General features: G+C 71.0%; 10 protein-coding genes. 1 reads left to right on the top strand and 9 read right to left on the bottom strand.

Annotation, left to right across the window (positions count from 1 at the left end):
• Positions 1 to 120 precede the first annotated feature (120 nt).
• From ftsW to mraZ, 9 genes are read right to left on the bottom strand one after another with little or no spacing between them, the layout of a single operon-like run.
• Positions 121 to 1,410 carry a putative lipid II flippase FtsW gene (gene ftsW / locus ACO2TI_RS04605; protein ID WP_423282285.1) on the bottom strand — a complete coding sequence of 430 codons (1,290 nt, stop codon included), beginning with the start codon at positions 1,408 to 1,410 and terminating at the stop codon, positions 121 to 123.
• Positions 1,410 to 3,299: a UDP-N-acetylmuramoyl-L-alanine--D-glutamate ligase gene (gene murD / locus ACO2TI_RS04600; RefSeq protein WP_423282284.1), complete on the bottom strand. Its 1,890-nt coding sequence runs from the start codon at positions 3,297 to 3,299 to the stop codon at positions 1,410 to 1,412. The genes ftsW and murD overlap by 1 nt, the downstream gene beginning before the upstream one ends.
• A gap of 22 nt (positions 3,300 to 3,321) precedes the next feature.
• The gene (mraY, locus tag ACO2TI_RS04595) at positions 3,322 to 4,503 is read right to left on the bottom strand and encodes a phospho-N-acetylmuramoyl-pentapeptide-transferase (RefSeq protein ID WP_423282283.1); all 1,182 of its coding nucleotides are present in this window, start codon (positions 4,501 to 4,503) and stop codon (positions 3,322 to 3,324) included.
• Positions 4,493 to 5,908 (bottom strand): UDP-N-acetylmuramoyl-tripeptide--D-alanyl-D-alanine ligase, encoded by a 1,416-nt coding sequence (locus ACO2TI_RS04590; RefSeq protein ID WP_423282282.1) that lies wholly within the window; start codon positions 5,906 to 5,908, stop codon positions 4,493 to 4,495. Before ACO2TI_RS04590 ends, mraY begins: the two co-directional genes overlap by 11 nt.
• Positions 5,905 to 7,407: a UDP-N-acetylmuramoyl-L-alanyl-D-glutamate--2,6-diaminopimelate ligase gene (locus ACO2TI_RS04585; protein WP_423282281.1), complete on the bottom strand. Its 1,503-nt coding sequence runs from the start codon at positions 7,405 to 7,407 to the stop codon at positions 5,905 to 5,907. Before ACO2TI_RS04585 ends, ACO2TI_RS04590 begins: the two co-directional genes overlap by 4 nt.
• Positions 7,407 to 9,194, bottom strand: coding sequence for a peptidoglycan D,D-transpeptidase FtsI family protein (locus ACO2TI_RS04580; protein ID WP_423282279.1), 1,788 nt, complete (start codon positions 9,192 to 9,194; stop codon positions 7,407 to 7,409). The genes ACO2TI_RS04585 and ACO2TI_RS04580 overlap by 1 nt, the downstream gene beginning before the upstream one ends.
• Positions 9,191 to 9,541: a cell division protein FtsL gene (gene ftsL / locus ACO2TI_RS04575; RefSeq protein WP_423282278.1), complete on the bottom strand. Its 351-nt coding sequence runs from the start codon at positions 9,539 to 9,541 to the stop codon at positions 9,191 to 9,193. Before ftsL ends, ACO2TI_RS04580 begins: the two co-directional genes overlap by 4 nt.
• Positions 9,538 to 10,515, bottom strand: coding sequence for a 16S rRNA (cytosine(1402)-N(4))-methyltransferase RsmH (gene rsmH, locus ACO2TI_RS04570; RefSeq protein WP_423282277.1), 978 nt, complete (start codon positions 10,513 to 10,515; stop codon positions 9,538 to 9,540). The genes ftsL and rsmH overlap by 4 nt, the downstream gene beginning before the upstream one ends.
• A 6-nt stretch (positions 10,516 to 10,521) precedes the next feature.
• Positions 10,522 to 10,950 (bottom strand): division/cell wall cluster transcriptional repressor MraZ, encoded by a 429-nt coding sequence (gene mraZ / locus ACO2TI_RS04565; protein WP_423282276.1) that lies wholly within the window; start codon positions 10,948 to 10,950, stop codon positions 10,522 to 10,524.
• A gap of 307 nt (positions 10,951 to 11,257) precedes the next feature.
• On the opposite strand from mraZ, the gene ACO2TI_RS04560 reads away from it, so the two are divergent.
• Complete coding sequence (locus ACO2TI_RS04560; protein WP_423282275.1) at positions 11,258 to 12,052, top strand: CHAP domain-containing protein; 795 nt, start codon at positions 11,258 to 11,260, stop codon at positions 12,050 to 12,052.
• Positions 12,053 to 12,075: the final 23 nt, after the last annotated feature.

Here is a 12,075-nt window from a genome sequence, read left to right as displayed (position 1 = left end):
TTTCTTTGGCGAAGCAAAGAAAGTAGGTCCGCCGCCGGGCGGACATCCCGGCATGCGGGCCCGCAGGGCCGCACGCCACCCGCAGGGTGGCCTCAATGCAGCAGGCCAGCATGAACCCACTCATGCCCGCCCCCCACGCATCAGCTGCCGATTCTCGATATCCACCCGCAGCACGATCGCCAACGCCACGCAGTTCATCAAGATCGCCGACCCGCCATAACTCATCAGCGGCAAGGTCAGCCCCTTCGTCGGCAGCACGCCCAGGTTCACGCCCATGTTGATGAACGCCTGGCCGCCCATCCAGATCCCGACGCCCTGCGCGAACAGCCCGGCGAACACGCGGTCCAGCGCGATCGCCTGCCGCCCGATGTGGCAGATGCGCCGCGTGAGCCAGAAGAACGCGAAGATCACGCCGGCCACGCCGATGAAGCCGAGTTCCTCTCCGATCACCGCGAGCAGGAAGTCGGTGTGCGCCTCGGGCAGGTAGTGCAGCTTCTCGACCGAGGAGCCGAGCCCCTGGCCGAAGATCTCGCCGCGTCCGAAGGCGATCAGCGAGTGCGAGAGCTGGTAGGCCTTGCCGAGCGTGTACTTCTCGTCCCAGGGGTTGAGGTAGGCAAAGATGCGCTCGCGCCGCCATTCGCTGAAGGTGATCATCATCACGAAGGCGCCGACCAGCACCGCGGTGATGAGGAAGAACATGCGCCCGTTGACGCCGCCGAGGAACAGGATGCCCATCGCGATCGCGGCGATCACCATGAAGGCGCCCATGTCGGGCTCGGCCAGCAGCAGCACGCCGATCACCGCGACGGCCACCGCCATCGGCGCGACCGCGTGGAAGAAGTTCTCCTTGATCTCCATCTTGCGGACCATGTAGCCCGCGGCGTAGATGGCGATCGCGAGCTTGGCCAGCTCGCTCGGCTGGAAGTTCATCAGCCCGAGCGGTATCCAGCGGCGCGCGCCGTTGACGCCCTTGCCGATGCCCGGCACCAGCACCAGCACGAGCAGCAGCAAGGCGCCGACGAACAGCCACGGGCCGTGCTTCTCCCACGTGGCGATCGGGATCTGCACCGTCACCAGCGCGGCGATGAAGGCCAGCGCGATCGACAGGATGTGGCGCGTGAGGAAGTGCGTCGGCGCATAGCGCGAGAAGCGCGGGCTGTCGGGCAGCGCGACCGAGGCCGAATAGACCATCACCGTGCCCAGCGCGAGCAGCAGCACGACGATCCACACCAGGTGCTGATCGAAGCCCATCAGCCGCGCCGGCTGACCGGTCGAGACGCTGATCCAGTCGCGCACCGGCACCGCGCCGTCGGCCTCGCCACGGCGGCCGAGCAGCGACGCGACGCGCGCGCGCAGCGCGGCTGCGAAGCCGGGCTTCGCGGCGGTGGCGGACGCGGTGGTCGCGGCCATCAGGCGAGGTCCTCGCCGCGCTCGAGCGCAAGCTCGCGCACCGCGGCCGCGAAGACCTCGGCGCGATGCGCGTAGTTGCGAAACATGTCCAGGCTGGCGCAGGCCGGGCTCAGCAGCACGGCGTCGCCCGGCTCGGCCTGGGCGAAGGCCCAGCGCACCGCGGCGTCGAGCGTCTCGTGGCGCTGGAGCGGCACGCCGCTGGCGGCGACGGCCTGCTCGATCGCCTCGGCATCGCGGCCGATCGTCGCGACCGCGCGGGCGTGCTGCGACACGGGCTGCGCCAGAGGCGCGAAGTCCTGGCCCTTGCCGTCGCCGCCGAGGATCACGACCAGCTTGCCGGGCGACTTGTCGGCGCCCAGGCCGTGGAGCGCGGCCACCGTCGCGCCCACGTTGGTGCCCTTGCTGTCGTCCACCGCCTCGACGCCGCCGATCGTGCCGATCACCTCGACGCGATGCGGCTCGCCGCGGTACTCGCGCAGCCCGTGCAGCATCGGCGCGAGCGGACGGCCGGCCGCGGTGGCCAGCGCCAGCGCGGCCAGCGCGTTGCTCGCGTTGTGGCGGCCGCGGATGCGCAGCGCATCGGCCGGCATCAGGCGCTGGAGGACGATCTCCTCCGCTTCATCCTTCTTGCGCTTGACGGTCTCGTCGCTTTCCATCGCGCGCACCAGCCAGGCCATGCCGTTCTCGACCACCAGGCCCCAGTCGCCGGGGCGGCGCGGCGCGTCGAGTCCGAAGCGCACGACCTTGCGTTCCATCGTCTTGCTGCGCTGGCCGCGCTGCGTGGGCTTGATGATCACCGGCGCGGGCACCATGGCCTCGACCGCGGGCTCGTCGCGGTTGATCACCATCACGCTGTCCCAGGCGTCGGCGGGGCCGAAGACGCGCGCCTTCGCGGCGGCGTAGGCGGCCATCGAGCCGTGCCAGTCGAGGTGGTCCTGGGTGACGTTGAGCACCGTGCCGGCGGTCGGCGCGAAGCCTTCGACGCCCTCGAGCTGAAAGCTGGAGAGCTCGAGCACCCAGACCTCGGGCAGGTGCTCGAACACCGGGCCGGGCGGCGGCGGCGGGATCAGGTGCGGCGGCGGGCCGCCGCCGGTGACTTCGGCGTCGTCGGGCACGGCGGCTTCTTCGATCGCCGCTTCGGCGGGCGTGTCGATGGCGACGTCGAGCGTGGCCTCGGTGGGCGCGGTCTCGGCGGCCGCGTCGATCGATTCAGGCGAGGGGGTTTGCGTCGCTTCGGCCGGTTCGAGCGGCTGGGCTTCGCCCTCACCCCCGCCCTCTCCCGCTTCGGCGGGAGAGGGAGCCGACGGCGCTTGCTCGACAGGCAGCTCTTCGGCGCCGGCGATGGCCTCGGGTTGGGCATTGGCCTGCGGCTCGGGCTCCAAGGCCAGCGCCGCCGCCAGCGTGTCGAGCATGGTCGGGCCGACATTGCCGGCCACCGCGACGCGCGCGCCGCTGCGCTCGACGAGCTGGCCGCACAGCATCGTCGTCGTGGTCTTGCCGTTGGTGCCGGTGATCGCCAGCACCTTGGGCGCATAGCCGCGCTCGGCCTTCAGATCGGCCAGTGCCTGCGCGAACAGGCCCAGCTCGCCTTGCACCGGCACGCCGCGCTCGCTGGCCGCGGCCAGCAGCGGCGCGAGCTGCGCGTCGTGGGGCGAGAGGCCCGGGCTCTTGAGCACGCGGTCGATGCCGTCGAGCAGCGACACGTCGAAGCCCTGCACCAAGGTCGCATCGGGCAGTTCGGCCGAAAGCTCGCCAGCCTTGGGCGGCGCCGCGCGCGTGTCCGCCACGGTGACCGACGCGGCCCCGCAGCGTTGCGCCCAGCGCGCCATGGCCAGGCCGGACTCGCCCAGCCCCAGCACCAGCACGCGTTGATTCGAAAGCGACTTCATGAAACTCGTCTGCGCGCCGGGTTCAGCGCAGCTTCAGGCTGCTCAGGCCGATCAGGCACAGCAGCATGGTGATGATCCAGAAGCGGACGACGACCTGCGTCTCCTTCCATCCGCTCTTCTCGAAGTGGTGGTGCAGCGGCGCCATCAGCAAGATGCGCTGGCCGGTGCCGGTGCGCCGCTTGGTCCACTTGAACCAGCTGACCTGCACCATCACCGACAGCGCCTCGAGCACGAAGATGCCGCCCATGATCGCGAGCACGATCTCCTGGCGCACGATCACGGCGATCGTGCCGAGCGCGCCGCCGAGCGCGAGCGCGCCGACATCGCCCATGAAGACCTCGGCCGGATAGGCGTTGAACCACAGGAAGGCCAGGCCCGCGCCGGCCATCGCGGCGCAGAAGATCAGCAGCTCGCCGGCGCCGGGAATGTGCGGCAGCAGCAGGTAGTTCGCGAACACGGCGTTGCCGGTCACGTAGGCGAACAGGCCGAGCGCCGAGCCGACCATCACGACCGGCATGATCGCGAGGCCGTCGAGGCCGTCGGTCAGGTTCACCGCGTTGCTCGAGCCGACGATCACGATGTAGGTCAGGAAGATGAAGCCGAACACGCCGAGCGGGTAGCTCACCGACTTGAAGAACGGCACGATCAGGTCGGCCTTGGGCGGCAGGTCGTTCGCGAAGCCGCTTTGCACCCAGCGCAGGAACAGCTCCAGCACGCGCGCGTTGGAGGTCTCGGAAACGCTGAACGCGAGGTACAGCGCCGCCACCAGCCCGATCACCGACTGCCAGAAGTACTTCTCGCGCGAGCGCATGCCCTCCGGGTCCTTGTGGACGACCTTGCGCCAGTCGTCGACCCAGCCGATCGCGCCGAAGCCGAAGGTCACCAGCATCACGATCCAGACGAAGCGGTTGCTCCAGTCGAACCACAGCAGCGTCGAGATCGCGATCGCCAGCAGGATCAGCGCGCCGCCCATGGTCGGCGTGCCGCGCTTGGCGAGGTGCTCCTGCACGCCGTACTCGCGGATCGGCTGGCCGATCTTGAGTTCGGTCAGGCGGCGGATCACCACCGGCCCGAGCACCATGCCCAGCAGCAGCGCCGTCATCGCGGCCATCACGGCGCGAAACGTGAGGTACTGGAACACGCGCAGAAAGCCCAGCGCGTCCGGGTACTCGCTCGCGAGCCACTGCGCGAGGCTAACCAGCATGGGCGTTCCCCTCGGCCGCGGCGAGCGCCGCGACCACCTGTTCCATCTTCATGAAGCGTGATCCCTTGACGAGCACCGAGGCGCAGGCCGGAGCCTGCGCGGCCTTCGGGCCCAGCGCCGCAACGATCGCGGCGGCGTTGTCGAATGCCAGCGCGGTCGGGCCGTAGACCGCGGCGGTCTCGCGGCTCGCGGCGCCGGCGCACCAGCAGTGCTCGATGCCGCGCTCGCGCGCATAAGCGCCGACCTCGGCATGGAAGGCCGGGCCCTGGTCGCCGACCTCGCCCATGTCGCCCAGCACCAGCCAGCGCGGCGCCGGCAGGCCGGCGAGCACGTCGATCGCGGCGCGCACCGAGTCGGGGTTGGCGTTGTAGCTGTCGTCGATCAGCGTGACCGCGCGGCCGTGCAGCCCCACGCTGCGGATCTGCGAGCGGCCCTTGACCGGCGCGAAGGCCTCGAGGCCCTGCACGATGGTCGCCAGCGGCGCACCGGCCGCGAGCGCGCACGCGGCGGCCGCGAGCGCGTTCTTGACGTTGTGGCGGCCCGCGACGCGCAGTTCGATCGGCGCCTCGCCCGCCGGCGTGCGCATCAGCAGCGCCCAGTGGCCGCCCGCGCCGTTGAGCTGCCAGCTGGCCTCGCCGCGCACGTCGGCCGTGTCGTGATCGAGCGCGAAGCTCAGCACCGGGCGCGTGCCGGCCAGGCCCTGCCAGGTCGCGGTGTGCGCATCGTCGGCCGGGAACACCGCGACGCCGGCGACCGGCAGCGCGGCGATGACGCTGCCGTTCTCCAGCGCAACAGCCTCGACGCTGGCCATGAACTCCTGGTGCTCGCGCTGCGCGTTGTTGACCAGCGCGACCGTCGGCCGCGCGATCGCGGCCAGCTCGGCGATCTCGCCCGGATGGTTCATGCCCAGTTCGACCACCGCGGCGCGGTGCTGCTGCGGGCGCAGGCGCAGCAGCGTCAGCGGCACGCCGATGTCGTTGTTGAAGTTGCCTTCGGTCGCCAGCGCCGCGTCGCCCTGCCAGGCGCGCAGGATGCTCGCGAGCATCTGCGTGACCGTGGTCTTGCCGTTGCTGCCGGTCACCGCGACCAGCGGGCCGGTGTAGAGCTGGCGCCAGCCGGCGGCCAGCGTGCCGAGGGCGCGGCGCGTGTCGGGCACCACCAGGCCCGGCATTGCGGGCACGGCGGCCAGCGCGTCCGCGCGCTCGACGATGGCCGCGCTCGCGCCGGCCGCGCGCGCCTGCGCGAGGAAATCGTGCGCGTCGAAACGCTCGCCCTTGAGCGCGACGAACAGGTCGCCCGGCTGCAGCGTGCGCGTGTCGGTGTGCACGCGCGCGAGCGCCGTCGCGGCGTCGCCGATCAGGGTGCTGCCGGGCAGCAGGGCGTGGGCCTGGGCGAGCGTCATCATGCCGCGGGCCTCCTCGCGAGCGCGCGCTGCGCCTCGTCGATGTCGGAGAACGGATGCTTGGTGCCGGCGACGTCCTGGTAGTCCTCGTGGCCCTTGCCGGCGATCAGCACCACGTCGCGCGCACCGGCCTCGGCCACCGCACGCGCGATCGCCTCGCGGCGGTCTTCGAGCACCAGCGCGTCGGCCGGCCGCGCGAGGCCGGCGACGATGTCCGCGAGGATCGCGCCCGGCTGCTCGTGGCGCGGGTTGTCGCTGGTGATCACGCTGCGGTCGGCGAGGCGCTCGGAGATCGCGCCCATCAGCGGGCGCTTGCTGGCGTCGCGGTTGCCGCCGCAGCCAAACACGCAGACCAGCTTGCCGCCGCGCGCGTTCGACAGCGAGCGCAGCGCGGCAAGCACCTTGTCGAGCGCGTCGGGCGTGTGCGCGTAGTCGACCACCGCGAGCGGCTGGCCGGCCGCCGCCGGCACGCGCTGCATGCGCCCGGGCACCGCGCTCAGCTGCGGCGCGAGCGCGGCCATCTCGGCCAGCTCCACCCCCAGCGCGCGCAGGCCGCCGAACACCGCCAGCAGGTTCGAGACGTTGTAGTCGCCGATCAGCGTGGTGCGCACGGCGGCCGTGCTGCCGCCCTGCTCGGCCAGCGTGAACGCCAGGCCGGTGTCGGTGTAGTGGACGTCGCGCGCGGCCAGTCGCACGTCGTCGCGGTTGACGCCGTAGGTCCACAGATCGAGCGTGCCGGCGAGCTCCTTGGCGAGCTGCGCGCCTTGCGCGTCGTCGGCGTTGACCGAGGCGGCCTTGAGCTGCGGCCACGCGAACAGCTGGCGCTTGGCGGCCCAGTAGGCCTCCATCGTGCCGTGGTAGTCGAGGTGATCGCGCGTGAAGTTGGTAAACAGCGCCACTTCGACCAGCGAGGCGTCGAGCCGGTGCTCGACGATGCCGATCGACGAGGCCTCCATCGCGCAGGCCACGAAGCCGTCGTCGGCCATGCGCGCGAACGCGGCGTGCAGCGTGACCGGATCGGGCGTCGTGAGGCCGGTGAAGGCGATGCGCGCCTCGCGGCCCGCGACCGGCGGCTCGCCGATGCCCAGCGTGCCGATCACGCCGCAGCGCTGGCCCAGCAGCGTGAGCGCCTGCGCGGTCCACCAGGCGGTCGAGGTCTTGCCGTTGGTGCCGGTGGTCGCGATCACGCGCAGCCGCTCGCTCGGGCGACCGAAGACCTCGTGCGCGATCGCGCCGGTCGCCGCCTTCAGGCGCGGCAGCGCGGCGATGCGCGCGTCGGTGAACGCGAAGGCCTCGACGCCTTCGCTCTCGACCAGGCAGGTGGTCGCGCCGGCATCGAGCGCGGCCTGCACGTACTGGCGGCCATCGTTCGCGTAGCCGGGCCAGGCGATGAACGCGTCGCCCGGCTTGACGTGGCGGCTGTCGGTGCGCAGCGTGCCGGTGACCCATTCGGTCAGCCAGCGCGCGGCGGCCTGGGGAGATTTCAATCGAGTGAGCGGCATCAGAAGCTCTCCTCGACGGACTCGTGCTTCGCGACGATCTGCGTTCTCACGTCAAGATCGGGCGCCACGCCCATCGTGCGCAGCGTCTGCTGCACGACCGAGCTGAACACCGGCGCGGCGACCGTGCCGCCGTAGTACTTGCCGTTGCCCGGCTCGTCGACCATCACCGCGACGATGATGCGCGGCTTGTCGATCGGCGACAGGCCGACGAACCAGCTGCGGTACTTCTTGTCGGCGTAGCCCTTGCCTTCCTGCTTGTGGGCGGTGCCGGACTTGCCGCCGACCGAATAGCCCATGGTCTGCGCGAGCGGGCCGGTGCCGCCTTCGCCGGCGGCCATCTGCAGCATGTGGCGCATGGCCTTGGCGGTCTCGGGCGAGAACACGCGCACGCCGCCCACCGGTTGCTCGGCCTTGGTGATCGTGACCGGCAGCAGCTCGCCGTCGGTGGCGAACACGGTGTAGGCGCGCGCGAGCTGCAAGAGGCTCGCCGAGAGGCCGTAGCCGTAGCTCATCGTCGCCTGCTCGATCGGGCGCCAGGTCTTGTAGGGCCGCAGGCGGCCGCTGACCGCGCCGGGAAACTCGATCTGCGGCTTCTGGCCCAGGCCGATCGCGGTGAACATCTCCCACATCTCGCGCGCAGGCATCTGCATCGCGATCTTGGTGGTGCCGACGTTGCTCGACTTCTGGATGATCTGCTCGACCGTCAGCACGCCGTGCGGGTGCGCGTCGCTGATCGTGCTGCCGGTGATGCTGATGCGCCCGGGCGAGGTGTCGAACACGGTGTTCGGCTTCACGCGCCCGGTCTCCAGCGCCAAGGCGACGGTAAACGGCTTCATCGTCGAGCCGGGCTCGAACGTGTCGGTCAGCGCGCGGTTGCGCAGCTGCGCGCCCGAGAGGTTCTTGCGCTCGCCGGGCGTGTAGCTCGGGTAGTTGGCCAGCGCCAGCACCTCGCCGGTCTGCGCGTCGAGCACCACCACGCTGCCCGCCTTGGCGTTGTGTTCGGCCACGGCGTCGCGGATGCGCTGGTAGGCGAAGAACTGGATCTTGGTGTCGATCGACAGTTCGATGTCGCGCCCGTCGATCGGTTGCACGCTCTCGCCGAGGTCTTCGACCACGCGGCCCAGTCGGTCCTTGATCACGCGGCGCGTGCCGTCGCGACCCGACAGCTCGCGCTGGAAGGCCAGCTCGATGCCCTCCTGGCCCTGGTCCTCGACATTGGTGAAGCCCACGACGTGCGCCGCCGCTTCGCCCTCGGGGTACTTGCGCTTGTATTCGGTGAGCTGGTGCACGCCCTTCAGGCCCATGGCCTTGACGCGCGCCGCCACGGCCTCGTCGACCTGCCGACGCAGGTAGACGAAGTTCGGGTTCTCGCCCAGGCGCTTGTCGAGCTCGGCCATCGTCATGCCCAGCAGCTTGGCGAGCTCGCGCTTCTGGTTCGCGCCGGCCTCGATGTCCTTGGGGATGGCCCAGATCGTCGGCGCCGGCACGCTCGATGCGAGCAGCAGGCCGCTGCGGTCGATGATGCGCCCGCGGTTGGCCGGCAGCTCCAGCGTGCGCGCGTAGCGGCTGGCGCCCTGGCGCTGGTAGAAGTCGGTGCCGATCACCTGCACGTAGACCGCGCGGCCGATCAGCAGCACGAAGCCCAGGCCGAGCGCGGCGACGAGGAACTTCGAGCGCCACGGCGGCGTCTTGGAGGCCAGCAGCGGGCTGGTCGCGTAGCGCACGCTGCGCGCGACCGCGCCGCGCCCACGTGGCGCTTCATTGCGGGCAAACAGGCGGCGGATCATGGCCGGCCTCCCGAGGCCGCTGTCGCGGCCGAGGAAGCGGCCGCGCTCGCCGCGGCCGACGGCCAGGCCGCCACCGGCGACGAGGCGGCGAGCGCGACGTACTGCGTCACCGCCGGCGTCGCGCCGCGCATCGCGAGCTTCTCGCGCGCGACCTTCTCGACGCGCAGCGGCGTGGCCTGCGCGCGGCGCTCGAGCTGCAGCCGCTCGTGCTCGTGCTCGATCGCCGCGGCGTGCTGCTGCGAGCGGTCGAGCTCGGCGAACAGGCGGCGCGACTCGTAGGACACGCGCACGAGGTAGAGGCTGCTGGCGACCAGCGCCACCAGCAGCAGGAGGTTGAGCCGCGTCATGCCGCGAACCCCTCGCCGGTGCCCGCGCCGTAGCCCACGCTCGTCCGCTCTGCGACGCGCAAGATGGCCGAGCGCGCGCGCGGGTTCGCCGCCACCTCGGCCTCGCCGGGCTTCACACGCGCGAGCGCGCGCAGGCGCAGCGGCGGCGGCGGCGCGAACGGCGCGCGGCGGTCGATCTCGGCGCGGCTGTGGCGCGCGATGAAGTTCTTGACGATGCGGTCCTCGAGCGAATGGAAGGCGATCACGGCCAGGCGTCCTTGCGGCGAAAGACGCTCTAGGGCGCTTTCGAGCGCCTGCTCGAGCTCCTCGAGCTCGGCGTTGACCAGAATCCGAAGGGCTTGAAACGTGCGCGTTGCAGGGTCCTGGCCCGCTTCGCGGGTGCGCACCGCACGAGCCACGAGCTCGGCCAGCTCGCGGGTGGTGCGAACAGGCTGCCCTGCCTCGCGGCGAGCCACAAGCGCCTTTGCAATCGAAACAGCAAACCGTTCTTCGCCGTAGTCACGAATCACCTCGGCGATCTCGCGCTGCGTCGCGCGGGCCAGGAAGTCCGCGGCACTCTCGCCGCGGGTGGTGTCCATGCGCATGTCCAGCGGGCCGTCGTGACGGAAGCTGAAGCCGCGCGCGGGGTTGTCGATCTGCGGCGAGCTCACGCCGATGTCCAGCAGCACGCCGTTCACGCGCTCGATCCCCAGGCGGTCGAGCACCGCGGCCAGCTCGCTGAACGGCGCGTGCTCGATGCGAAAACGCGGGTCGTCGACCCGCGTGGCGCCCGAGCTCGCATGGGCGACCGCGTCCGGGTCCCGGTCGATCGCGATCAGCCGGCCTTGCGGCGCGAGCTTCGAGAGGATCAGGCGCGAGTGCCCGCCGCGGCCGTAGGTGCCGTCGACGTAGATCCCGTCCGGCGCGGTCACGAGGGCGTCGACCGCCTCGTGCAGCAAGACGGTGGTGTGCTGCCAAGGTTGCTCCTGATTCACGGCGGGTCAGAAGCTGAAGTCCTGGAGCGCCTCGGGCAGCCCCTGGGCCATCACCTGCGCCTCATGCGCGGCGTAGCGCTCTGCGTCCCACAGCTCGAGGTGGCTGCCCATGCCGAGCAGCATCGTGTCCTTGGCGAGGCCCGCCGCGGCGCGCAGCTCGGGCGAGACCAGCAGGCGCGAGGCGCCGTCGATCTCGACATCCATGGCATTGCCGAGGAAGACGCGCTTCCAGCCCTCGGCCGCCATCGGCAGCGCGGCGACCTTGTCGCGAAAGCCTTCCCAGACCGGGCGCGGGAACACCAGCAGGCAGCCGGCCGGATGCTTGGTGAGCGTGAGCTGCCCGCCCGCGGTGGCCGCGATCACGTCGCGATGGCGCGCCGGGACGGTCAGCCGCCCCTTGGCATCCAGCGCGAGGCGCGAAGCCCCTTGGAACATAAAGACAGACACGATCACCCACTAAAGTGCACTTTCTCCCACTTTAGCGGCCTGGGTATTGGGGGTCAAGCACAGCGGCTGAAATTCTTCAATGAAATCAAGCACTTACAGCTGATTTCAAACGCGGATGCACTGAAAATGTGCTTCAAAAATAAGGACTTGCGATAGGGTGTGGAAGTGGCGCATGAAGTACAGGGGCGCCGGCGCTCTCCCCTCGTCGCGGGGTGCGGCCTCGGGATTCAGAGATCGTAGGCGCAGTGATAGCACCGCGGCTGTGGGGCCAACAAGGGCCAACAAGGGGCACGCCATGCGCTATCCCGGTCGCGTGATCAAGATGGGCGAGTCCGACGCCCGCGTCGTCAAGGCGCTCAAGCAGGCGCTCAACAAGGCGCTCGCGCTGCGCGGCATCGACGCGATCCGGCTCGACCCCAACCAGCCGAGCTTCGGGCCGCGCATGAAGCAGGCGGTGCAGCTGTTCCAGGCTCGCCACCTCGATGCCGAGGGTCAGCCGCTCAAGCCCGACGGCGAGGTCGGCTCGATCACCTGGGGCGCGCTGTTCGGCATCGACCGCGTGCCGCACGAGGCCGCGGCCGCCGACGCCTTGCTCGCCGCCGTGGTGTGCGTGGCCGCGGCCGAAGCGGCCAAGGGCGTGCGTGAAGTGCCGAAGAACAGCAACCGCGGCCCCGAGGTCGACGTCTACCTGCGTCGTGCCGGCGTGCGCCCGGGACTGGCGTGGTGCTGCGCCTTCACCTACTGGTGCTTCGACGAAGCCGCGCTCGCGACCGGCCGCGCCAACCCGATGGTCCGCACTGCCGGCTGCCTGGATCACTGGAACCGCGCGCCCGGCCACGGCGCGCGGCGCATCGCGGCCAAGGCGGCGACCGGCAACCCCGCGCTGCTGCGCCCCGGCATGCTGTTCGTGATGGACTTCGGCGGCGGCCTGGGGCACACCGGCATCGTCGAGCGCGTCGAGGGCGGCCACATCGTCACCATCGAGGGCAACACCGACGCCTCGATGACGCGCGAAGGCGGCGGCGTCTACCGCCTCACGCGCAAGCTGGTGAGCATCAACAAGGGCTTCATCGACTACGCGCGCGGCTGAGCCGGCGGCTTGCTACGCTGCGT

This window comes from Caldimonas sp. KR1-144, assembly GCF_049446155.1.
GTDB lineage: Bacteria > Pseudomonadota > Gammaproteobacteria > Burkholderiales > Burkholderiaceae_C > Rivibacter.
This window is presented reverse-complemented; position numbering and strand designations above follow the sequence as displayed.